The organism is Pseudomonas sp. MF6751 (assembly GCF_016613265.1).
In the GTDB taxonomy this organism is placed as follows: Bacteria; Pseudomonadota; Gammaproteobacteria; order Pseudomonadales; family Pseudomonadaceae; genus Aquipseudomonas; species Aquipseudomonas fluorescens_BV.
The window spans coordinates 24,111-47,595 of record NZ_JAENSV010000015.1 but is presented as its reverse complement, the minus strand read 5'-3'; the positions used below and the strand labels follow the sequence as shown (position 1 = coordinate 47,595).

Here is a 23,485-nt window from a genome sequence, read left to right as displayed (position 1 = left end):
GCAACCTTCGCGTTGTGAATCGACGGGCATAGGCCAGGGCATGGCTAAGCATGAGCAAATGTTTCAGAAACCTTGTCGGCAGGCGCTGAAACCGACGCGACCTAGCCCAAGCCCGCCCCCGCGCATTGCAAAAGGCCTGGACGCCAGTGTACAAATGGCTCGCTGCTGTCAGGAATTCGTCTTCAAACGCGCGCCAGCGCCCTGCTTGAACACCCCTAAAGCCGTAGCCCTATTGGTAAAACGCGACATTTAATGTCAATATCGCGTCTTCCCCTATTTCGTCGCCCCGTGCGGCTTTCGCCGCAGGTCTCGCCCGTTGTCGCAATAAACAAGGCTTTGAGTATCTGCGGTCTGTTGCAAAAGGTAGTTAATGATGAGCGCAAGGCACTTTCTCTCCCTGATGGATTGCACGCCCGAAGAGCTGGTCAGCGTGATCCGTCGAGGCATTGAGCTTAAAGACCTGCGTAACCGCGGTGTACTGTTTGAGCCGTTGAAAAACCGGGTACTCGGGATGATTTTCGAAAAGTCCTCGACCCGCACACGCCTGTCGTTCGAAGCCGGCATGATCCAGCTGGGTGGCCAGGCCATCTTCCTGTCACCGCGCGACACCCAATTGGGCCGTGGTGAGCCGATCAGCGATTGCGCCATCGTGATGTCGCGCATGCTCGATGCCGTGATGATCCGTACCTTCGCCCACAGCACCTTGACCGAATTTGCCGCCAACTCCCGTGTGCCCGTGATCAACGGCCTGTCCGATGACCTGCACCCCTGCCAGTTGCTGGCCGACATGCAAACCTTCCTCGAGCACCGTGGCTCGATCCAAGGCAAGACCGTGGCCTGGATCGGCGATGGCAACAACATGTGCAACAGCTATATAGAAGCGGCGATCCAGTTCGACTTCCACCTGCGCATCGCCTGCCCTGAAGGCTACGAGCCCAGCGCCGAGTTCATGGCCAAGGCCGATGGCCGTGTGCAACTGCTGCGCGATCCAAAAGACGCAGTGGTCGGCGCGCACCTGGTCAGCACCGACGTCTGGACCTCCATGGGCCAGGAAGACGAAACCGCCAAGCGCCTGGCCAGGTTCGCGCCGTTTCAGGTGACCCGTGCGTTGCTCGACCTGGCCGCGCCAGACGTGCTGTTCATGCACTGCCTGCCCGCCCACCGGGGCGAAGAAATCAGCCAGGACCTGCTCGACGATTCGCGCTCAGTCGCGTGGGATCAGGCCGAGAACCGCCTGCATGCGCAAAAAGCCTTGCTCGAATTCCTCGTACCACCGTCGTACCACCACGCATGAGCCAGCCATTACTGCTGAACCTGCGCAATCTGGCATGCGGCTATCAAGACCAGCGGGTGGTGCAAAACCTCAACCTGCACCTCAACGCCGGCGATATCGGTTGCCTGCTCGGCTCTTCAGGGTGTGGCAAGACCACTACCCTGCGCGCGATTGCTGGCTTTGAGCCGGTGCATGAAGGCGAAATCAGCTTGGCGGGCGAAGTCATCTCCCGTGCCGGTTTCACCCTCGCCCCGGAAAAACGTCGCATCGGCATGGTGTTCCAGGACTACGCGTTGTTCCCGCACCTGAACGTGGCTGACAACATCGCCTTTGGCATTCGCAAGCACCCGCAAAAAGAGCGCGTAGTTGCCGAGTTGCTGGAACTGGTCAACTTGAAGAACCTGGGCAAGCGCTTCCCCCATGAGCTGTCCGGTGGTCAGCAACAACGTGTCGCCCTCGCCCGCGCCCTCGCGCCGGAACCGCAACTGCTGTTGCTGGATGAACCCTTTTCCAACCTCGATGGCGAACTGCGCCGCAAGCTCAGCCATGAAGTGCGCGACATCCTCAAGGCTCGCGGCACCAGCGCGATCCTGGTAACCCATGATCAGGAAGAGGCCTTCGCGGTCAGCGACCATGTCGGCGTGTTCAAGGAGGGTCGTCTTGAGCAATGGGACACGCCCTACAACCTCTATCACGAACCGCAGACGCCTTACGTTGCCAGTTTCATCGGCCAGGGGTATTTCATCCGTGGTCGGCTGAACTCGCCCGAATCGGTCAGCACTGAACTGGGCGACCTGCGCGGCAACCGTGCCTACACCTTGCCGACCGGCGCTGCGGTGGACGTGCTGCTGCGCCCGGACGATATCGTGTATGCGCCGGACAGCGCGTTGAAAGCCCGGATCGTCGGCAAGACCTTCCTCGGCGCCTCAACGCTGTACCGGTTACAGCTGCCGACCGGCGCTCAGTTGGAGTCGATTTTCCCCAGCCATGCCGATCACCAAGTGGGCGCAGAGGTGGGGATTCGTGTGGCGGCTGAGCATTTGGTGGTGTTCCAGGCATCCGGCAGCACAGCGGCGCAGATTCCTGCTGTTGAGTCAGGCGTGCGCCGCCACAGCGTCGCTCACTGATAAAACCGGGTCGGAATGTAGGACCTGGCTTGCCTGCGATGCAGACAACTCGGGTTATCTGTTACACCGCGTTGATGCTATCGCAGGCAAGCCAGCTCCCACATTTGATCCTCATAAACTTCAAAGAATAATTATCAGGCCCGCCCGATCGGTGCGAATTTGGCCTGGGTGTGTTCAGCCAACACCGCTGCTGGCAATTCGACTTCCAATCCTCTTCTGCCCGCGCTGACAAAAATCGTTGCAAAGGGTTGCGCCGTTTCATCGATAAACGTTCGCAGCCGCTTCTTCTGACCCAGCGGGCTGATGCCGCCCAACAGATAACCGGTGGAACGCTGCGCCGCTGCCGGGTCAGCCATTTCGACTTTCTTCACACCCGCAGCGTGAGCCAGGGCTTTCAAGTCCAGACTTCCGACGACCGGCACCACGGCAACCAACAATTCGCCCTTCTCGCTACTCGCCAAGAGCGTCTTGAACACCTGCGCCGGGTCGAGGCCCAATTTCTCCGCAGCTTCCAGGCCATATGACGCCGCCTTAGGGTCATGTTCATAACTGTGAATGCGATGTTCGGCGCGAACTTTTTTCAACAAATCCAGTGCGGGCGTCATGGCGTCTCCGGCAGGGAAAACAGGTGCCCAATTCTAGGCCAAGCGCCGGCAAAACGCTCTAGTTCAAGCGCTGCTGGCTCACAGCTCCGGGATACACGGCGTGATCATTCATCAGACCAATAGTTCGAAAGTGACCAATGGTTCACTTTCGACCTTTGACAGCGGTCATTCTTGTCTATATTTTTTCGTTTCCGAATACTGTAGGAATAGTCCATCAGTGCTCCAGCAGTAAGCCGCGGCTAAGGATGGGGATCCTCGTCACGGTGAAAATCGCGCAACCGCCCGTTGAGGCAGTGCGCAAGACAAGAACAACAATTGAGGTTTTCCATGACAACTGCTCTTCAACAGCCTTCACTTTCGAGCCAATGCATGGCCGAATTCCTGGGCACCGCGCTGCTGATCTTCTTCGGTACAGGATGCGTCGCCGCGCTCAAGGTCGCGGGTGCGAGCTTTGGCTTGTGGGAAATCAGTATCATCTGGGGGGTCGGCGTGAGCATGGCGATCTACCTGAGTGCCGGTATTTCCGGGGCTCACCTCAACCCGGCGGTCAGTATCGCCCTGTGCATCTTTGCCGATTTTGAAAAGCGCAAACTGCCCTTCTATATTCTTGCCCAGGTCGCCGGCGCCTTTTGCTCCGCCGCCCTGGTGTACACGCTCTACAGCAATCTGTTTTTCGATTACGAACAAACCCACCACATGGTCCGCGGCTCACAAGCCAGCCTGGAATTGGCGTCGGTGTTCTCCACCTATCCCCATGCGCTGCTGAGCACGGCCCAGGCATTCCTGGTGGAGATGGTCATCACCGCCATCCTGATGGGCGTGATCATGGCGCTGACCGATGATAACAACGGCCTGCCACGCGGCCCCCTGGCACCTCTGCTGATCGGTTTGCTGATCGCCGTAATCGGCAGCGCCATGGGCCCGCTGACTGGCTTTGCGATGAACCCGGCACGGGATTTCGGTCCCAAACTGATGACCTTTTTCGCCGGTTGGGGTGAAATGGCCTTTACTGGCGGTCGCTATATTCCTTACTTCTTGGTGCCGATTTTCGCCCCGATTGTCGGCGCATGCCTGGGTGCTGCGGCCTATCGCGGGCTGATTGCTCGCCACCTGCCGAGCGCCGCACCGGCTATCGCTGAAGAAACACCTGACACGGCTGTCAACGGCAAGACTCGTATTTCCTGAAAGCGCCAGCCTGGTCCTCTGCCCTTCGCGGCCCAGGCTGATTTCTGACTTCCTTATTTCGTCCAAGGCAATTGACATGACCGACCTTCAGAATAAGAACTACATCATTGCCCTTGATCAGGGCACCACCAGTTCCCGGGCGATCATCTTCGATCGTGACGCCAACGTGGTGTGTACCGCCCAGCGTGAATTCGTCCAGCACTACCCGCAGGCTGGCTGGGTTGAACATGACCCGATGGAAATCTTCGCCACCCAGAGCGCGGTGATGGTCGAAGCGCTGGCGCAGGCCGGCCTGCACCATGACCAGGTGGCCGCCATCGGTATCACCAACCAGCGTGAAACCACGGTGGTCTGGGACAAGATCACCGGCCGCCCGATCTATAACGCTATTGTCTGGCAGTGCCGCCGCAGTACCGAGATCTGCCAGCAGCTCAAGCGCGACGGCCATGAGCAATACATCAGCGACACCACGGGCCTTGTGACCGACCCGTACTTCTCCGGCACCAAGCTCAAGTGGATCCTCGACAACGTCGAAGGCAGCCGCGAACGTGCGCGCAATGGCGAACTGCTGTTCGGCACCGTCGACAGCTGGCTGATCTGGAAATTTACCGGCGGCAAGACCCACGTCACCGACTACACCAATGCTTCGCGCACCATGCTCTTCAACATCCACACCCTGGAGTGGGATGCGAAGATGCTGGAGATTCTCGACATTCCGCGGGAAATGCTCCCGGAAGTGAAGTCCTCATCGGAAATCTACGGCCGCACCAAGAGCGGCATCGCTATCGGCGGCATTGCCGGTGACCAGCAAGCGGCCCTGTTTGGCCAGATGTGCGTGGAAGCGGGCCAGGCCAAGAACACCTACGGCACCGGCTGCTTCCTGCTGATGAACACCGGCGACAAGGCGGTGAAATCCAAGCACGGCATGCTCACCACCATCGCCTGCGGCCCGCGCGGTGAGGTGGCCTATGCCCTGGAAGGCGCGGTCTTCAACGGTGGCTCCACCGTGCAATGGCTACGTGACGAGCTGAAGATCATCAACGATGCCCACGACACCGAATACTTTGCCGGCAAGGTCAAGGACAGCAACGGCGTGTACCTGGTACCCGCTTTCACCGGTCTCGGCGCGCCCTACTGGGACCCGTATGCCCGTGGCGCACTGTTCGGCCTGACCCGTGGCGTACGCGTAGACCACATTATTCGTGCAGCCCTGGAATCGATTGCCTACCAGACCCGCGACGTCCTCGACGCCATGCAACAGGACTCGGGCGAACGCCTCAAGGCCCTGCGCGTGGACGGCGGCGCGGTTGCCAACAACTTCCTGATGCAATTCCAGGCCGACATCCTCGGCACCCAGGTAGAACGCCCGCAAATGCGCGAGACCACCGCCCTCGGCGCGGCCTACCTGGCGGGCCTGGCGTGTGGCTTCTGGGGCAGCCTGGACGAGTTGCGCGGCAAGGCGGTAATCGAGCGCGAGTTCGAGCCACAGCTGGATGAGGCGGCCAAAGAGAAACTCTACGCCGGCTGGCAAAAAGCTGTGAGCCGCACCCGTGACTGGGAGCCGCACGAAGGCGCCGAATAAGCCAAGCGCTGGCTTACGGTAGGTTGTAACTGGCAGGGAGCGGATTCCTGCGTCATCATGGGCCACTTTTGTATGGCAGCCCAAAGGACGCCCCATGAATCTGCCTCCCCGCCAACAACAAATCCTCGAACTGGTCCGCGAACGCGGGTACGTCAGTATCGAGGAAATGGCGCAGCTATTCGTTGTCACCCCGCAAACCATCCGCCGCGATATCAACCAACTGGCGGACGCCAACCTGTTGCGCCGCTACCACGGCGGCGCAGCCTATGACTCCAGTGTCGAGAACACCGCGTACGCCATGCGTGCCGACCAGATGCGCGACGAGAAGCAACGCATCGGTGAAGCCATCGCCGCGCAGATTCCCGATCACGCCTCGCTGTTCATCAACATCGGCACCACCACCGAATCCATCGCCCGTGCGCTGCTCAATCACAGCCACCTGAAAATCATCACCAACAACCTCAACGTTGCCACCATGCTCAGTGCCAAGGACGACTTCGATGTGTTGCTCACCGGCGGCAATGTGCGCCGTGACGGTGGTGTGGTGGGCCAGGCCAGTGTCGACTTCATCAACCAGTTCAAGGTCGACTTTGCCCTGGTGGGCATCAGCGGGATCGACGAGGACGGCAGCCTGCTGGACTTCGATTACCAGGAAGTGCGGGTTTCCCAGGCAATCATCGCCAATGCGCGGCAGGTGATCCTGGCGGCGGACTCCAGCAAATTCGGGCGCAATGCCATGATTCGCCTGGGGCCGATCAGCCTGGTGGACTGCCTGGTGACTGACCAGCAGCCGGTGCCGGCGTTGGTGCAAGTGCTGAATGAGCACAAGGTGCGGCTGGAAGTCGTTTAGCGCCTGTTCAGGCGTCATCGCGGGCAAGCCCGACTCCCACAGTTTGAAATGCGATCAAATGTGGGAGCCGGGCTTGCCCGCGATGACGGCCTCACTAACACCCATACATTCACCTTTGTTCATAATTCTTCCTTTTTCCACCCTTCGATGAGTTTTTTCAATCGAAGTCGGGTGGCTGTGCCCGCAATTATCAGCTACCATTTTCGCAAATGAACATTCATGTTCGAATTCCAAGACGAAAAGATCGCGAGGCCAGCCGATGAACCCTTCCACCTTGCCTGCTCCACCGCTTGCCGAAGTCTATGACGTTGCCGTAATTGGTGGCGGGATCAATGGCGTCGGGATTGCAGCAGACGCAGCCGGTCGCGGTTTGTCGGTATTCCTTTGCGAAAAGGATGACTTGGCCAGCCACACCTCATCGGCCAGCAGCAAGCTGATCCACGGTGGACTGCGTTACCTGGAGCATTACGAATTCCGTCTGGTGCGTGAAGCATTGGCCGAACGCGAAGTACTGCTGGCCAAGGCACCGCACATCGTCAAGCAAATGCGCTTCGTACTGCCGCACCGCCCGCACCTGCGCCCGGCCTGGATGATTCGTGCTGGTCTGTTCCTTTATGACCACTTGGGCAAGCGCGAAAAGCTCGCGGGTTCCAAAAGCCTCAAGTTCGGTGCCGACAGCCCGCTGAAAAGCGAAATCACCAAAGGCTTTGAATACTCCGACTGCTGGGTCGACGACGCCCGCCTGGTGGTACTCAACGCCATGGCTGCCCGCGAGAAAGGCGCGCACATCCACACCCAGACCCGTTGCGTCAGCGCCAAGCGCAGCAACGGCATGTGGGAAATGAACATGGAACGTGCCGACGGCAGCCTGTTCTCGATCCGCGCCCGCGCCCTGGTGAATGCCGCCGGCCCATGGGTGGCCAAATTCATCCGGGACGACCTGAAGCTGGATTCACCGTACGGCATTCGTCTGATCCAGGGCAGCCACCTGATCGTGCCGAGACTGTACGAGGGTGCTCACGCGCATATTCTGCAAAACGAAGACCAACGCATCGTCTTCACCATTCCGTACCTGAACCACCTGACCATCATCGGCACCACCGACCGCGAATACACCGGCGATCCGGCAAAAGTCGCGATTACCGAAGGTGAAACCGACTACATGCTCAAGGTGGTCAACGCGCACTTCAAGAAACAGCTGAGCCGCGACGATATTGTCCACACCTACTCCGGCGTGCGCCCACTGTGCAATGACGAGTCGGACAACCCGTCGGCCATTACGCGTGACTACACCCTGTCGCTGTCCGGCGGCACCGGCGAAGCACCGATCCTGTCGGTGTTCGGTGGCAAGCTGACCACCTATCGCAAACTGGCCGAGTCGGCCATGGCCCAACTGGCGCCGTACTTCACCCAGATGCGCCCAAGCTGGACTGCCACAGCCAGCCTGCCCGGTGGCGAACACATGACTACCCCAGAAGCCCTGGCCGATGCCATCCGCGCCAAGTTCGACTGGGTACCGAGCGAGATCGCCCGTCGCTGGTCCACCACCTACGGCAGCCGCACCTGGCGCCTGCTGGAGGGCGTGCAATCGCTCGCCGATCTGGGTGACCACTTGGGTGGCGGCCTCTATACCCGCGAAGTCGACTACCTGTGCGCCGAAGAGTGGGTGACACAACCACAGGACGTGCTGTGGCGCCGTACCAAGCTTGGCCTGTTCACCACGCCGCAAGAGCAGGAAAACCTGCAACGCTACTTGTCCAAGGTCGAGCAGAACCGCAGCAAGATCGAAGCCGCCTGACCGCCCCAATTGTAGGAGCGAGCTTGCTCGCGAAAAACCCGAGAGCGCCGCGTTTATTCAGCATAAACGCGGCGTTTTTGCGTTTTTCGCGAGCAAGCTCGCTCCTACGGACTATTCGGTTTTCCGAACACACCCCTCTGCCCTATTCGGTTTGCCGGACTACCGACCGAAAATACTGCCGACACAAAAAGTTAATTTTCATATAAATCATGAAGTTATCCTTTTATTTTCGGTATGGCACGACTCATGCTCTACACTCTTCAACGATTGCCTGAGGCGCCTTAGGAGCCGTCACGGGCAGTCGCTGTACAAGAGAGCCGTTCAGCTGGCTTCATAAAAAAAACAAATGTCGAGGAAGTATTGATGCGCATCGTTCCCCATATCCTGGGCGCAGCTATCGCTGCTGCTCTGATCAGCACTCCAGTTTTTGCCGCCGAACTCACCGGTACACTGAAGAAAATCAACGACTCCGGCACCATCACTCTCGCTCACCGCGACAGCTCCATTCCGTTTTCCTACATCGCGGATGGCTCGGGCAAACCCGTGGGCTACTCCCACGACATCCAGTTGGCCGTTGTCGAGCAACTGAAAAAAGACCTGAACAAACCCGACCTCAAAGCCAAGTACAACCTGGTGACCTCGCAAACCCGTATCCCGTTGATCCAGAACGGCACCGCGGATCTGGAGTGCGGCTCCACCACCAACAACACCGAACGCGCCCAGCAAGTTGATTTCACCGTCAACATCTTCGAAATCGGCACCCGCCTGCTGGTCAAGAAAGACAAGGAAGGCAAGCCGTCCTACGCTGACTTTGCCGACCTGAAAGGCAAAAACGTCGTGACCACCGCCGGCACCACGTCCGAGCGCATCATCAAGGCGATGAACGCCGACAAGCAGATGGGCATGAACGTTATCTCCGCCAAAGACCACGGCGAATCCTTCCAGATGCTCGAAAGCGGCCGCGCCGTTGCATTCATGATGGACGACGCCCTGCTGGCCGGTGAAGAAGCCAAGGCCAAGAAGCCGGACGACTGGGTCATTACCGGTACTCCGCAGTCCTTTGAAGCCTACGCTTGCATGGTTCGCAAAGGCGACCCGGACTTCAAGAAAGCCGTGGATGACGCCATTGTCGCCCTGTACAAGTCCGGCGAGATCAACAAGATCTACGCCAAATGGTTCGAAAGCCCGATCCCACCGAAAGGCCTGAACCTTAACTTCCCGATGAGCGACAAGGTCAAGGAGCTGATCGCTAACCCTAGCGACAAACCAGCGCCAGAAGTAAAAATCTGATACCTGACTAAGCTTATGTCCTGAGGGAGCCAACCCTCCCTCAGGCGTCTGTAATTACCTGCTGGTTTTAACTTGGAACACTCGACCTGGCGGTTTTCGAGCCGATCGTGTGTGCCTGGCGTTCAACGTCAGGCGGGAACGGATCTTCCCCAAGCGGGTGCTTGTACATCGATCGATCTCGAGGGGAGACCCTAATGAATTACAACTGGGACTGGGGCGTGTTCTTCAAGTCCACCGGCGTGGGCAGCGAGACTTATCTCGACTGGTACCTCTCCGGGCTGGGCTGGACCATCGCCATCGCTATCGTGGCATGGATTATCGCCTTGCTGCTGGGCTCCATTCTGGGGGTCATGCGCACTGTGCCAAACCGCCTCGTATCGGGCATCGCGACCTGCTACGTGGAACTGTTTCGTAACGTGCCGCTGCTGGTTCAGCTGTTCATCTGGTACTTCCTGGTACCGGACATGCTGCCGCAGAACCTGCAGGACTGGTACAAACAAGACCTGAACCCGACCACCTCGGCCTACCTGAGCGTCGTGGTGTGCCTGGGCCTGTTCACCGCCGCTCGTGTGTGCGAGCAAGTGCGTACCGGTATCCAGGCGCTGCCACGCGGCCAGGAATCCGCGGCGCGCGCCATGGGCTTCAAGCTGCCGCAGATCTACTGGAACGTGCTGCTGCCCCAGGCTTACCGCATCATCATTCCGCCGCTTACCTCGGAATTCCTCAACGTGTTCAAGAACTCCTCCGTGGCGTCCTTGATCGGCTTGATGGAACTGCTGGCTCAAACCAAACAGACCGCCGAGTTCTCGGCCAACCTGTTTGAAGCCTTCACCCTGGCCACGCTGATCTACTTCACCCTGAACATGAGCCTGATGCTGCTGATGCGCGTGGTCGAGAAGAAAGTCGCGGTGCCCGGCCTGATCTCCGTGGGGGGCAAATAATGGACTTCGATTTCAGCGGCATCATCCCCGCCATTCCAGGCCTGTGGAACGGCATGGTCATGACCTTGAAGCTGATGGTCATGGGTGTGGTCGGCGGCATCATCATCGGGACCATTCTGGCCCTGATGCGCTTGTCGTCCAACAAACTGCTGTCCCGCGTGGCCGGCGCCTATGTGAACTACTTCCGCTCGATCCCCTTGCTGCTGGTGATCACCTGGTTCTACCTGGCGGTGCCGTTCGTACTGCGCTGGATCACCGGCGAAGATACGCCGATCGGTGCGTTCACCTCCTGCGTCGTGGCATTCATGATGTTCGAGGCCGCGTACTTCTGCGAAATCGTACGAGCCGGCGTGCAGTCGATTCCCAAGGGCCAGATGGCGGCAGCACAAGCCATGGGCATGACCTACGGTCAGACCATGCGCCTGATCATCCTGCCCCAGGCGTTCCGCAAGATGACGCCGTTGCTGCTGCAACAGTCGATCATCCTGTTCCAGGACACCTCCCTGGTCTACACCGTGGGCCTGGTGGACTTCCTCAACTCCGCCCGCTCCAACGGCGACATCATCGGCCGCTCCAATGAGTTCCTGATCTTCGCCGGTGTCGTCTACTTCATCATCAGCTTTTCCGCCTCGCTGCTGGTCAAGCGTCTGCAAAAAAGGTTTGCCGTATGATCTCTATCAAGAACATCAACAAGTGGTATGGCGACTTCCAGGTGCTGACCGATTGCAGCACCGAGGTTAAAAAAGGCGAAGTGATCGTGGTGTGCGGGCCATCCGGCTCGGGCAAGTCCACCCTGATCAAGTGCGTCAACGCACTGGAACCGTTCCAGAAGGGCGACATCGTGGTCGACGGCACCTCCATCGCCGACCCGAAGACCAACCTGCCAAAACTGCGCTCGCGCGTAGGCATGGTGTTCCAGCACTTCGAGCTGTTTCCGCACCTGACCATCACCGAAAACCTGACCATCGCGCAGATCAAGGTACTGGGCCGCAGCAAGGAAGAAGCCACCAAGAAGGGCCTGCAACTGCTCGACCGCGTGGGCTTGTCGGCACACGCCCACAAGCACCCTGGCCAGCTCTCCGGCGGCCAGCAACAACGTGTGGCGATTGCCCGCGCCCTGGCCATGGACCCGATCGTCATGCTGTTCGACGAACCGACCTCGGCGCTGGACCCGGAAATGGTCAACGAAGTGCTCGACGTGATGGTGCAACTGGCCCACGAAGGCATGACCATGATGTGCGTGACCCACGAAATGGGCTTTGCGCGCAAAGTGGCCGACCGCGTTATCTTCATGGACGCCGGCAAGATCATCGAAGATTGCCCTAAAGAAGAGTTCTTCGGCGACATCAGCGCACGCTCCGAACGCGCGCAGCACTTCCTCGAGAAAATCCTGCAGCACTAAAAGCAACACCGTTCGTCCTGTAGGAGCCGGGCTTGTGTGGGAGCTGGCTTGCCTGCGATGGCATCGCCTCGGTGCAACTGTTACACCGAGGCGCCTGCATCGCGGGCAAGCCCGGCTCCCACACAAGCCCGCTCTTACACTGGCAAGCGGTAGCTGACCCAAGGCATCTGTGATGAAATGCGACCCCAATCAATATCGCGCCGCGCCGCCATCACTTGCAGTGAAGCCTCGTCTGATACGCCAACTGTTCCTGCCGCCGTTGATCATCGCCCTGATGGTCGGCCTGGGTTATATCGGCTTCTGGGTCAGTGACTACTACGGCATCCGCACCCTCAGTGACAATGGCGAACGCCAGTTGGAGCTGCACGCCCGCACCGTCGAAAGCGAACTGAGCAAGTACACCTACCTGCCCAGCCTGCTGGAACTGGAGTCCAGTGTTTCCCAACTGCTCGCCGACCCGAACCAGGAAACCCGCAAGACGGTCAACGACTACCTCGAAGGCCTGAACCGCCGCAGTCGCAGCCGCGCCATCTATGTGATGGACACTACCGGCCGCGTGCTGGCCACCAGTAACTGGCGCGATGCCGACAGTTACCAAGGTGAGGACCTGTCCTTTCGCGCCTATTTCCAGAACGCCGTACGCGGCCAGCCCGGTCGTTTCTACGGCATCGGCAGCACCAACGGCGAACCCGGCTATTACCTGGCCCATGGCCTGGAAGAGCACGGCAAGATCATCGGCGTCGCCGTGGTCAAGGTGCGCCTCGAAGCCCTTGAAGAGCGCTGGCAACGTGCGCGCCTCGAAGCTTTCGTGAGCGATGAGAACGGCATCATTATTCTTTCCAGCGACCCGGCGCGTCGCCTCAAGGCTGTACGCCCGCTGAGCGATGACACCAAGGACCGCCTGGCCCACAGCCTGCAATATTACTGGGCGACGCTCAATGAACTGCAACCCCTGGCCCGTGAGCGCCTGAACGAAGGCACCGAGAAACTGACCTTCCCGGCCAACACCGAAGTGGTCAATGACCAGTACGCCGTCAGCTACCTGGCTCAGACCCGCCCGCTCAACGACACGCCCTGGAACTTCACCCTGCTCACGCCGCTCAACGACCTGCGCCGCGCTGCGATCAACCAGGGCATCCTGGTGGCCGTCGCCTTTGGCCTGGTCGCCTTCCTGCTGATCGCCTGGAACGAACGGCGCAAGGTCATCGCCACCCGCCTCGCCGCACGGGAAGCCTTGCAGGAAGCCAACAGCCAGCTTGAGCGTCGGATTGCCGAACGCACCGCCGACCTGCGCGCCAGTAACGAACGGCTCAAGGGCCAGATTCGCGAACGACGCCAGGCCGAAGAAACCCTGCGCCGCGCCCAGGACGAACTGGTGCAGGCTGGAAAACTTGCGGCCATTGGCCAGATGTCCACCAGCATCGCCCACGAACTGAACCAGCCGCTGGCAGCGCTGCGCACGCTGTCGGGCAACACCGTACGCTTCCTTGAGCGCGGCGCCCTGGACACTGCCAGCACCAACCTCAAGACCATCAACGAACTGATCGACCGCATGGGCCGCATCACCGCCAGCCTGCGCTCCTTTGCCCGGCGCGGTGACGACCAGGGCGAAGCCAGCCTCGGCAAGGCCGTGGACGCCGCGTTCCAGGTGCTCGGCGCGCGCCTGGACAGCTTGCCGTTGACCGTGCACCGTGACTTTGCCAACGCCCAATTGCAGATCGACCAGACCCGCCTGGAGCAGATCCTGGTCAACCTGATCGGTAACGCGCTCGATGCGATGCAAGCCCAAGCGGTGCCACAACTATGGCTGGAAGGCCAGAGCGGCGATGGCAAATACCGCCTGTTGGTGCGTGATAATGGCCACGGCATCGACCCCGAGGCGCGCAAGCATTTGTTCGAACCCTTTTTTACCACCAAGCCCGGCGAACAAGGCCTGGGCCTGGGCCTGACCCTTTCCGCAAGCCTCGCGGCCGCCACCGGCGGTAGCCTTGCCGTGGAACATCCGGCCAATGGTGGTACCGCCTTTGTCCTGAACCTGCCATTGGTGGGCGCTCAACGAGCTGAGTCGACATGAATACACAAGCCCAAGACCTTACCGTCCTGATCGTCGAAGACGACCCCCATGTACTGCTCGGTTGCCAGCAAGCACTGGCGCTCGAAGACATCACCAGCGTCGGCGTGGGCAGCGCCGAAGAAGCGCTCAAGCGCATCGGCGAAAACTTTGCCGGCATCGTCATCAGCGATATCCGCCTGCCGGGCATCGATGGCCTGGAACTGCTGACCCGCCTCAAGGCCCTGGATAAAAGCCTGCCAGTGGTGTTGATCACCGGGCATGGCGATATCTCCATGGCGGTGGGCGCCATGCGTAACGGCGCCTACGACTTCATGGAGAAACCCTTCTCGCCCGAACGCCTGGTGGACGTGGCACGTCGCGCCCTGGAACAACGCGGGCTGGCGCGGGAAGTCTGGTCGCTACGCCGGCAACTGGCCGAACGCGACTCGCTGGAAGGCCGCATCATCGGCCGCTCGCCGGCCATGCAAAACCTGCGTGAACTGATTGCCAATGTCGCCGATACCTCGGCCAACGTGCTGATCGAAGGCGAGACCGGCACTGGCAAGGAACTGGTCGCGCGCTGCCTGCATGATTTCAGCCGACGCCATACCCACCAGTTCGTCGCGCTCAACTGCGGCGGCCTGCCGGAAAACCTGTTTGAAAGCGAGATTTTCGGCCACGAGGCCAACGCCTTCACCGGCGCCGGCAAACGTCGCATCGGCAAGATCGAGCATGCCCATCAAGGCACGCTGTTCCTCGATGAAGTAGAGAGCATGCCGATCAACCTGCAGATCAAATTGCTGCGGGTGCTGCAAGAACGTACGTTGGAACGCCTGGGTTCGAACCAGAGCGTGGCGGTGGATTGCCGAGTAATCGCTGCCACCAAGTCCGACCTCGACGAGTTGAGCCGCGCCAGCCAGTTCCGCAGCGACCTGTACTACCGCCTCAACGTCGTCACCCTTGAACTGCCGCCCCTGCGCGAGCGGCGTGAAGATATCCTGCAACTGTTCGAACACTTCCTGCAGCAATCGTCGCTACGCTTCGACAGGGCGGTGCCGGAGCTGGACAACCAGACCCTGTCCAACCTGATGAGCCACGACTGGCCAGGCAATGTGCGTGAGCTGCGCAACGTCGCCGAACGTTTCGCCCTCGGCCTGCCCGCCTTCAAGAAAAGCGGCGCCGGCAGCGGCAACCAAGGGGTTGCCTTTACCGAGGCGGTGGAAGCCTTTGAACGCAACCTGCTCAACGATGCCCTGCAGCGCAGCGGCGGGAACCTGACCCAGGCCAGCCAGGAACTGGGGATGGCCAAGACCACCCTGTTCGACAAGGTCAAGAAATACGGGTTGAGTCACTGATGGATCTGTTCCTGAAGGCTGCACTTGGCGCCGCAGTGGTGCTGATCCTGGCGGCGCTGGCCAAGACCAGAAACTATTACATCGCAGGCTTGGTGCCGCTGTTTCCCACTTTTGCGCTGATCGCCCATTACATCGTTGGCAAAGGCCGAACGGTTGCGGACTTGAAGACCACGATCCTGTTCGGGATGTGGTCGATCATTCCGTACTTTGTGTATTTGGCGACGCTGTATGTGATGGTCGATCGGCTGCGGTTGGAGGCATCGCTTGCAGTCGCCGCCGTGGCCTGGTTGATGGCCGCGACCGTGTTGGTCAGCGTGTGGGTACGCCTGCACACCTGACACAACACGGTTAAACCAGTGGGAGCTGTCTTGCCTGCGATAGCGGTGTGTCAGGTAAACATCCGGCACAGACAGACCGCAATCGCAGGCAGGCCAGCTCCCACACTCAGATCAGCGCACGATCTTGTCGACCTGAATCCCCAGCTTCTTCAGGCGATACCAGAAGCTCCTCTCGGAAATCCCGATCCGCTGCGCCGCCGCGGCCTGCACCCCATTGCTCTCCTGCAGCGCCGCAAGAATATAGGCTTTCTCCACTTCGGCCAGCGCCGCATCCAGATCCCGCGGCACGCCTGGGCCGTCGCTGAGGATCGCGGTCACATCACCCTCGCTCGGTGTGGAGGCAAACAGATACCCCGGCAAATCAATATCCTCGATCACCGATGAAGCCGCCACGATGGTTGCGCGCTCCACGCAGTTTTGCAGCTCGCGGATATTGCCCGGCCAGTGATACGCCGCCATGGCCTGCAACGCCTCGGGGCTGAAACCGGTGATACGTTTGCCAGTGGTGGCGCTCAAAGTGTGGGCGAAGTGGCGCGCCAGGGGCGCGATGTCTTCCACGCGTTCGCGCAACGACGGCAACGGAATCGGAAAGACATTGAGGCGGTAATACAGGTCTTCGCGAAACTCCTTGGCCGCCACCGCATCCAGCAGGTTCTTGTTGGTGGCGGCAATTACTCGTACATCCACCTTGCGTTCGCGGGGGTCGCCTACCGGCTCGATAACCCGCTCCTGCAATGCGCGCAGAATCTTGGCCTGCAACGCCAAGGGCATATCACCGACTTCATCCAGAAACAGCGTGCCCTTGTCGGCCTGCATGAAACGCCCTACCCGGTCAGCCACGGCGCCGGTGAACGCGCCTTTGCGATGGCCAAACATCTCGCTTTCCAGCAAGCCTTCAGGGATGGCCGCGCAATTGACCGCCACGAAGGGTTGGTCGGCACGGCTGCCATGCTTGTGGATGGCGCGGGCGACCATTTCCTTGCCAGTGCCGCTTTCGCCGGTCAGCAGGATGGTGGCGTTGCTGTCACGCACCGAATCCACCGCCTGGAGCACCTGGCGAAACGCCGGGCTGTCGCCCACCAGGCTGTCGAACTGCGCATGCTCGTCCAGCTCGGCGCGCATGCGCGCGTTGTCGCGCATGATGTCGCGAAATTGCAGGGCCTTGGCCACGGTGATGTCCAGCTCGTCGATGTCGAACGGCTTGGCAATATAGTCATAGGCACCGTTACGCATCGACTGCACGGCGTTTTTCACCGTGCTGTAGGCCGTCATCACGATCACCGGCAAGGTCGGATAACGCACCTTGATCTCGGCCAGCAACGCCGGCCCGTCCATGCCCGGCATGCGCCAGTCGCTGATGACCAGGTCGATGTCCTCCTCCCCCAGCACCTTGAGCGCATGCAGGCCATTGCCCGCGCTGAACACCTGGATGCCGTTCTGGCTCAAGGCCTGGGTCAGCAGATCACAGAGCTTGGGCTCATCGTCGACCACCAATACGTTATGCGTCATGCCCGTCCTCATCTTCACCGTCGTCTTCACCGTCAGCAGGAATGTACAGGCTGAAGGTCGCGCCGGCATCTTTCTCACTGGCGCATTCGATGCTGCCGTCGTGACTTTCCATGATCGAATAGACTTTGGCCAGGCCCAGCCCTGTGCCCGAGGCCTTGGTGGTGACGAATGGCGTGAAGATGCGCTCCACCATGTCCGCAGGGATGCCCTCGCCGGTATCGGCGATGCTGATCACGGTGTTGTCGCCCACGCTGCGAATGCCCAGGGTCAGGCGCCCGCCGTCGGGCATCGCGTCGATGGCGTTGAGAATCAGGTTGAGACAGGCCTGTTTGAGCTGCTTGGCATCGGCGTAGATCGTCGCGCCAGGTGCCTGGTCGTCGATCTGCGCGTCAATGCGATGGCTACTCAGCTCCGGGCCGCAGAAACCGAGAATTTCCTCTACCAGGGCGCGTGCCGGTTGTTGCACGCGTATCGGCGGGTTGGGCTTGGCGAAATCGAGGAATTCGGTAATCAGCTCGTTGATGCGGCTGACTTCGCTGATGACATATTCCAGGTGACGCTTGTCGGTTTCCGCCAGGTCAGCGCGCCGATGCAACAGTTGGGTGGCGGTCTTGATGATGCCCAGTGGGTTGCGAATTTCGTGAGCCAGGCCCATGGCGACTTCACCCAGGGCATGCAAGCGGTCACGCCGACGCAGTTGGGCTTCCAGATGATGCAACTCGCCCAGGCGTTCGGTCATGTGGTTGAAGGTGCTGCTCAATTGCGCCAGTTCGTCACCGCCACTGACCACCACACGGTGCGCATAACTGCCCGAGATCACCGCATCCACGCCTTGGGACAAATCGCGCAGGGGCTTGGTCAGGCGCCGCGACACCAGCAACCCGGCCGCCAGCGACAGCGCCGAGCTGACCAGGAAGATCAGCACGAACAGGTTGCTCTGGTTCACCAGCCCCACCAGGCTGGTATGGCGTAGCAGGCCGCTGAAGATCACGCCTTGCAACTCGCCGGCATCATTGAAAATCGGCCAATACAAACCGCTGTACTGGTTAGTGAACTGCTCGCTGGGCTGCTTGGTACTGCGCAGGTAGGTCTCGACATTCTTGGGGATGCGCGAGGGGTGATTGGCGAATCGCTGGGTGGAAAATATTTCGGAAAAACCGGCAGGGTTGGCCAGGTACAAACGCAGGTCGAGGGAATGCACGTCGGCCACGCTGGTGAGGAAACTGCTGTCCAGGTAAGTGGCGACCAGCAACAGGTAATCAACGCCGTCACGGCTGGTTTCGAAGGTGGACACCACCAGGCCCGTGCTCACGCCGGCGACTTGCACGGTTTGCAGCACCGCGTTGCTGGTGAGGTTGATCTGCCGGACGATGTCATCGGCGGCCGTGCTGAACATCACTTTACGGTCGCTGGTGCGGATCAGCGCGACCACGTCGATATCGGTGGCATCGGCAATGTCGGCAGTGAGCCGGTCGTGCTTCTCGGCATTTTTGGACGACGGCGGGCTGGTATAGCGCAGGAACAGCTTGGCCATGCGCGCGTTGTCGTGAAGGATGTCGCCGATTTCGTCCTTGACGATCTTGGTCGACTCTTGCAGCCAGATACGCACGTTGCTGTCGAAAATCTGCGACAGCGTGGTGGCAGCCAGCTCAGCCGCGATCATGGTGGGAATCACGCTGACCAGCCAGAACGCCAGCACCAGCTTGCGCTGGACGCTCCAACGCGAGATGGCAAAGGGGCGGGCTTTCTGGCGGGTCTTGGTAATCATCAGGTTTCGCTTATCGCAGCAGCCATGGCAGGGTCGGAACGATCCGGTCGAATAAACAGTTTTACAAGCGTGAGCAGGCCGTTGACCAGCCGGTTGCGGTGGCGGAAGAACAGGCTGTTGCCCTCGAACTCGCAACCCAGGCGCAGTTTACTGGCATACCCGGCCTGGCCGCACTCGTACAGCGGAATATGGTGTTCAATACAATAGTCGACATTGGTCAACCAACTGCGGAAGTACAGGTTGTACTCGCGGCTGAACGCAAGGTCATGGCCAAAGAACTTGTCCACCAGCCGATGCTCATCCAACAGGATAAGGTTGAACGCCACCAGGCGCTCGTCCACCCAGTACAGAACACAGACCGCCCGCTCGTGCAGGTGTTCGAGCACGCCCGTGAAGTAACCGGCGGGCAGGCGTTCGAACTGCAAGTCTGCGCGCGCGAGCGTGGCTTCATACAGGCGCATGACCTCAGGCAGCACGTCATCGATATTACGCCGCCACTCGACCCGCGGCCCTGGTGCGCGCAGTTTGCGGCGCAGGTCCTTGCGCGTGGATTTGCCCAGCGAACCCAGGTAGGCATCCACCGAGCCATAAGGCAGCGGCAACACCCCCGTGGGCAAGCTGGGCATGCTTTGAAAACCTGCGGCAAGGCAGCTCTGGGCCCAATGCGGGTCGTTGGTGGGCGCATCCTTGACCGCCAGCAAGCCGATACCGAGCGCGTCGGCATCGCTGCGCGCAGCCTCCAGTAACTGCTGCAACAGCAACGGGCGCCGGGATTCGGGCACATGGCTGGCGACACCGGCATCACAGCGTTCAGCCACCGGCGAACCGATGGCGTACAACGCCAGTTGCAAAACGCCAGGCCACAGACGCTCCAGGCGCTCGGTCAAGCGCTTGCCGACCCCCGACACCGTGGTGTCGAGGCGATAATGGGTGACGAACGCGGCAGCCACGGCCACCAGCGTTTGATCCTCGAAGACCGCGAGGTAACGCCACTGAAAGTCATCGATCGCGGCGTTTTCCACGGCCAGGTAATAGTCCCAATCCTCCAGGGCGCCGGGAAAACAGTCGTTCCAGGCATCGCGCTGGATGGCCCGGATGGTCGGGAAGGCTTGGGTGGTTATCACAGATTGCCCTTATTTCTATGGCGAACGCCGGTCCAATGTGGGAGCTGGCTTGTCGGATCGCCGCACCGCTGCGATGCAGGCGCCTCGGTATGTCAGGCAGACCGCAGTGATGCCATCGCGGGCAAGCCCGCTCCCACATTGACCTGCGTTGAATTGAGAACTGTGTGCTGCTCGACAAACCTGGCACTCAACTCGATCACCCGCCGGTACTGCAAATCGACCGTGATCATGTGGTAGCAGTTGTCCAACAGGATCTTGGTCACCGGCCCGCCGAGGTGGCGCTCCACGTAATCGGCGTTCCAGCGGCTGGTGATGTCGTCCTCGATGGAGTGCAGCACCAGCGCCGGCACCTTGATCTGGGGCATGCGCTTCTTGACCACGGCGTTCATGCGGTGCAGCTCGCGCACGGTGATGCCTTCCATGGTCAGCAACCCCGCCTCGCTGCTCTCGCCTTCCTTCATCTGCCGCTCGACGATGGCCCGCAGGCGCTCGTTCTTGATGCCGTAGGGCGGCTTCTCTTCGAAGCTGCAAATGTGTACGCCGAATGGAATCTTCATCAGCAACGGCGTGAGGAACGCCAGCTTGTTGATGCTCCAACCGTCGTACTTCAAGGTGGTGGAATACATCAGCAACCCGGCAACTTGCCCAGGATGTTCGGACGCCACATACATCGACATCACCGCGCCCATCGACAAGCCACCGACAAACACCTGCCCGTGGCGTTGCTTGACCTGCACGAAGGTCTTGCGCACGCCTTCGTACCAGTCCCGCCAGCCGGTGGCCTGCAGGTCGCTGTTGTCGCCGCAGTGCCCCGCCAGCGTGGGCACATACACCGTGCAGTTACCCACCTTGGCCAGGCCCTTCGCGACCTGGCGCAACTCGGTCGGCGTGCCGGTCAGGCCGTGGATCAACAGGATCCCGACCGGACCATCACCGAGAACGAAACCGGCAGTGCCTTCACCGAGGTCGATCCCTTGAGCATTCACCGCTTGGTCGCTCGAACCAGCAGTTGCTCGAGCAACTTGAGGCCCAGGTCGATTTCCGGGTAGCTGATTTCCAGAGACGGCGCCAGGGTGATCACGTTCTTGTAGTAACCGCCTACGTCGAGGATCAGCCCGAGTTTCTGGCCGTCCACCACCATGTCGCCTTTCATGCCTTCCTCGACCATGTAGTCCAGGGTCGCCTTGTCCGGGGTGAAGCCATCCGGGCCGCAGATTTCGCAACGCAGCGCCAGGCCCAGGCCGTCCACATCGCCGATGATCGGGAAGCGTTTTTGCAAGTCTTGCAGGCCTTCCAGGAAGTATTTGCCCTTGGCCATGACCATGGCGCCGTAGTCGACTTCGCTGGTCATCTTGAACATTTCCAGGCCGACGGCGGTGCCCAGCGGGTTGGAGGCGAAGGTGGAGTGAGTCGAACCTGGCGGAAACACCGTCGGGTTGATCAACTCTTCACGGGCCCAGATGCCGCCCAGTGGGTTGAGGCCGTTGGTCAGGGCCTTGCCGAACACGATCACGTCCGGCTGCACATCGAAGTGCTCGATCGACCAGAGTTTGCCGGTGCGGTAGAAGCCCATCTGGATTTCGTCGGACACCATCAAGATGCCGTGCTGGTCCAGGACGTGCTTGAGTTCGCGATAGAAATTCATTGGCGGGATCACGTAGCCGCCAGTGCCCTGGATCGGCTCGACGTAGAAGGCTGCGTATTCGCACTGGTTGGTCTTAGGGTCCCAGACGCCGTTGTATTCGGTCTCGAACAGGCGGGCGAACTGCTGCACGCAATGGCTGCCGTACTCTTCCTTGGTCATGCCCTTCGGGCCACGGAAGTGGTACGGGAAGGGAATGAAGTTGGCGCGTTCGCCAAAGTGGCCGTAGCGACGACGATAGCGGAAGCTGGAGGTGATCGACGAGGCGCCGAGGGTGCGGCCGTGGTAGCCGCCTTCGAAGGCGAACATCAGGCTTTTGCCGTTGCTGGCGTTGCGCACCACTTTCAGGGAGTCTTCGATCGACTGCGAACCGCCGACGTTGAAGTGCACACGGCCGTCGAGGCCGAACTTGTTCTTGGCATCGACCGCGATCATTTCCGACAGCTCGATCTTGCCTTTGTGCAGGTACTGGCTGGCGATTTGCGGCAGGGTGTCGATCTGCTTTTTCAGCGCGTTGTTCAGGCGCGGGTTGGCATAGCCGAAGTTGACGGCCGAGTACCACATTTGCAGGTCGAGGTAGGCCTGGTCTTCGGTGTCCCACACATAAGAGCCTTCGCAGCGGCTGAAAATACGCGGCGGCTCGATGTAGTGAACGGTGTCGCCATAGGAGCAGTACTTGGCTTCTTTATCCAGGAGAACCTGGTCTTCGGCGGTAGCGATACGGATATCAGACATGATGGAAGAGTTCCTGATTGTCAGAAGAGGTGTTGAAGGTGGTGGCGTTGGCGGCGATGCCTTGAGGCAGCTTGGCCAGCAACGCCGGCACTTGCGCAAAGGTGTCGAAGCGCGCATGAGGGATCTGGTGGGCGACGCAGTACTCGGCGAGGCTGCCCTTGGCGAACACGAAGTCGGCAGTGGAGGCCACGCACATGTCGGACTTGCCATCGCCGATCACCAGCACGCGCTTGTTGCGCGGCGTGGATTTGCACTTGCAGTTGCCGGCAGCGGCGCGGCAGGCATCGCTGGCATACGGGAAGTCGATGCGCCAGCTGTCCTGGTCAACCTGGCGCAGGCGGTTGGCGAGGATCGGCAGCAGGGTCACGTAGTTGCGCGAAAGGATGCGGGCAATGCCCTGCTCGATGCCGTCGCTGACCACTTCGATGGAAGCACCCAGGCCCATGACGTGATCGACGAAATCCGGGAAGTCCGGGTCGATCTCGACACTGTCAAAGTACGCCAGCAGTTCAGCCGGGGTGGCCTTGATCAGCGCCAGTTGGCGGCTCAGGCATTCGCGTGAACCGATATGCCCATCCAGCCATTCCTGCTCAATGGTTTCCCACTCGGGGCCGGCGAAGCGTTGGAGGACGTTGTCGATGACATCCGTGGGAGTAATGGTCCCGTCGAAGTCACACACGATATGCCAGTTGATCATCTGCCTTTCCTTTAGGTAAAGGGCCTTGGAGGAGCGCGCTGTATGCGCTTGCCAAGGGATAGAGCAGGGACTGTGCCAACTGGCGAAAACCCCGCAGGGCTGGGGGTTAGGGCGAAATGCGCGGTGGTAGGTGTCGCTGGAGCTACAATTTTTGTAGCTTGCTACAAACAACATGAGTGCTTGCGCAGGCGCGTCGGTTTGCGCGTTCATG

General features: G+C 60.2%; 21 protein-coding genes. 13 read left to right on the top strand and 8 right to left on the bottom strand.

Annotated elements, in window-relative coordinates:
* The first annotated feature begins 373 nt into the window (after nt 1-373).
* Both argF and JJD66_RS14460 read left to right on the top strand, forming a co-directional pair.
* Nucleotides 374-1,294, top strand: a complete 921-nt coding sequence (argF, locus tag JJD66_RS14465) for an ornithine carbamoyltransferase (protein ID WP_200648446.1) — start codon at nt 374-376, stop codon at nt 1,292-1,294.
* A complete protein-coding gene (locus JJD66_RS14460; protein WP_200648445.1) occupies nt 1,291-2,400 on the top strand; it encodes an ABC transporter ATP-binding protein in 1,110 nt (369 codons plus the stop codon). Before argF ends, JJD66_RS14460 begins: the two co-directional genes overlap by 4 nt.
* 134 nt (nt 2,401-2,534) lie before the next feature.
* Here JJD66_RS14460 and ybaK read toward each other — a convergent pair whose 3' ends face one another.
* Nucleotides 2,535-3,005: a Cys-tRNA(Pro) deacylase gene (gene ybaK / locus JJD66_RS14455; RefSeq protein WP_057021816.1), complete on the bottom strand. Its 471-nt coding sequence runs from the start codon at nt 3,003-3,005 to the stop codon at nt 2,535-2,537.
* A gap of 327 nt (nt 3,006-3,332) precedes the next feature.
* On the opposite strand from ybaK, the gene JJD66_RS14450 reads away from it, so the two are divergent.
* The 3 genes from JJD66_RS14450 (at nt 3,333) to JJD66_RS14440 (ending at nt 6,622) form a co-directional block, all read left to right on the top strand.
* Nucleotides 3,333-4,190, top strand: a complete 858-nt coding sequence (locus tag JJD66_RS14450) for an MIP/aquaporin family protein (protein WP_200648444.1) — start codon at nt 3,333-3,335, stop codon at nt 4,188-4,190.
* Nucleotides 4,191-4,266: 76 nt separating this feature from the next.
* Nucleotides 4,267-5,772 carry a glycerol kinase GlpK gene (gene glpK, locus JJD66_RS14445; protein WP_032893327.1) on the top strand — a complete coding sequence of 502 codons (1,506 nt, stop codon included), beginning with the start codon at nt 4,267-4,269 and terminating at the stop codon, nt 5,770-5,772.
* 94 nt (nt 5,773-5,866) lie between these two features.
* Nucleotides 5,867-6,622: a DeoR/GlpR family transcriptional regulator gene (locus tag JJD66_RS14440; RefSeq protein WP_003188962.1), complete on the top strand. Its 756-nt coding sequence runs from the start codon at nt 5,867-5,869 to the stop codon at nt 6,620-6,622.
* 54 nt (nt 6,623-6,676) lie between these two features.
* On the opposite strand, the gene JJD66_RS14435 is transcribed toward JJD66_RS14440, so the two are convergent.
* The gene (locus JJD66_RS14435) at nt 6,677-6,895 is read right to left on the bottom strand and encodes a hypothetical protein (protein WP_146120457.1); all 219 of its coding nucleotides are present in this window, start codon (nt 6,893-6,895) and stop codon (nt 6,677-6,679) included.
* Here JJD66_RS14435 and glpD point away from each other — a divergent pair.
* From glpD to JJD66_RS14395, 8 genes are all read left to right on the top strand, one after another.
* Nucleotides 6,882-8,420 carry a glycerol-3-phosphate dehydrogenase gene (gene glpD, locus JJD66_RS14430; RefSeq protein ID WP_105225905.1) on the top strand — a complete coding sequence of 513 codons (1,539 nt, stop codon included), beginning with the start codon at nt 6,882-6,884 and terminating at the stop codon, nt 8,418-8,420. The two genes, JJD66_RS14435 and glpD, sit on opposite strands and share 14 nt — an antisense overlap.
* 363 nt (nt 8,421-8,783) lie before the next feature.
* Nucleotides 8,784-9,710 carry a glutamate/aspartate ABC transporter substrate-binding protein gene (locus tag JJD66_RS14425; RefSeq protein WP_003188957.1) on the top strand — a complete coding sequence of 309 codons (927 nt, stop codon included), beginning with the start codon at nt 8,784-8,786 and terminating at the stop codon, nt 9,708-9,710.
* Between the two features lie 194 nt (nt 9,711-9,904).
* Nucleotides 9,905-10,651 (top strand): amino acid ABC transporter permease, encoded by a 747-nt coding sequence (locus JJD66_RS14420; RefSeq protein ID WP_003188956.1) that lies wholly within the window; start codon nt 9,905-9,907, stop codon nt 10,649-10,651.
* On the top strand, nt 10,651-11,322 hold the full coding sequence (locus JJD66_RS14415) for an amino acid ABC transporter permease (RefSeq protein WP_003188954.1): 672 nt from the start codon (nt 10,651-10,653) through the stop codon (nt 11,320-11,322). Before JJD66_RS14420 ends, JJD66_RS14415 begins: the two co-directional genes overlap by 1 nt.
* Nucleotides 11,319-12,053: an amino acid ABC transporter ATP-binding protein gene (locus tag JJD66_RS14410; RefSeq protein ID WP_003188952.1), complete on the top strand. Its 735-nt coding sequence runs from the start codon at nt 11,319-11,321 to the stop codon at nt 12,051-12,053. The genes JJD66_RS14415 and JJD66_RS14410 overlap by 4 nt, the downstream gene beginning before the upstream one ends.
* 172 nt (nt 12,054-12,225) lie before the next feature.
* Nucleotides 12,226-14,127, top strand: coding sequence for a sensor histidine kinase (locus JJD66_RS14405; protein ID WP_198716676.1), 1,902 nt, complete (start codon nt 12,226-12,228; stop codon nt 14,125-14,127).
* Nucleotides 14,124-15,461: a sigma-54-dependent transcriptional regulator gene (locus JJD66_RS14400; protein ID WP_105225903.1), complete on the top strand. Its 1,338-nt coding sequence runs from the start codon at nt 14,124-14,126 to the stop codon at nt 15,459-15,461. The genes JJD66_RS14405 and JJD66_RS14400 overlap by 4 nt, the downstream gene beginning before the upstream one ends.
* On the top strand, nt 15,461-15,799 hold the full coding sequence (locus JJD66_RS14395) for a GlpM family protein (protein ID WP_014717129.1): 339 nt from the start codon (nt 15,461-15,463) through the stop codon (nt 15,797-15,799). Before JJD66_RS14400 ends, JJD66_RS14395 begins: the two co-directional genes overlap by 1 nt.
* Nucleotides 15,800-15,910: 111 nt before the next feature.
* Here JJD66_RS14395 and JJD66_RS14390 read toward each other — a convergent pair whose 3' ends face one another.
* From JJD66_RS14390 to JJD66_RS14365, 6 genes are all read right to left on the bottom strand, one after another.
* On the bottom strand, nt 15,911-17,308 hold the full coding sequence (locus JJD66_RS14390) for a sigma-54-dependent transcriptional regulator (RefSeq protein WP_034126458.1): 1,398 nt from the start codon (nt 17,306-17,308) through the stop codon (nt 15,911-15,913).
* Nucleotides 17,298-19,076 carry a sensor histidine kinase gene (locus JJD66_RS14385; RefSeq protein WP_198716674.1) on the bottom strand — a complete coding sequence of 593 codons (1,779 nt, stop codon included), beginning with the start codon at nt 19,074-19,076 and terminating at the stop codon, nt 17,298-17,300. The genes JJD66_RS14390 and JJD66_RS14385 overlap by 11 nt, the downstream gene beginning before the upstream one ends.
* Complete coding sequence (locus JJD66_RS14380) at nt 19,076-20,200, bottom strand: GNAT family N-acetyltransferase (RefSeq protein WP_200648443.1); 1,125 nt, start codon at nt 20,198-20,200, stop codon at nt 19,076-19,078. The genes JJD66_RS14385 and JJD66_RS14380 overlap by 1 nt, the downstream gene beginning before the upstream one ends.
* Nucleotides 20,201-20,292: 92 nt before the next feature.
* On the bottom strand, nt 20,293-21,186 hold the full coding sequence (locus tag JJD66_RS14375; protein ID WP_200648442.1) for an alpha/beta fold hydrolase: 894 nt from the start codon (nt 21,184-21,186) through the stop codon (nt 20,293-20,295).
* Nucleotides 21,183-22,577, bottom strand: coding sequence for an aspartate aminotransferase family protein (locus JJD66_RS14370; protein WP_198716671.1), 1,395 nt, complete (start codon nt 22,575-22,577; stop codon nt 21,183-21,185). The genes JJD66_RS14375 and JJD66_RS14370 overlap by 4 nt, the downstream gene beginning before the upstream one ends.
* Entirely contained in the window at nt 22,570-23,274 is a 705-nt protein-coding gene (locus JJD66_RS14365; protein WP_200648441.1) for an MtnX-like HAD-IB family phosphatase, read from the bottom strand. Before JJD66_RS14365 ends, JJD66_RS14370 begins: the two co-directional genes overlap by 8 nt.
* Nucleotides 23,275-23,485 lie beyond the last annotated feature (211 nt).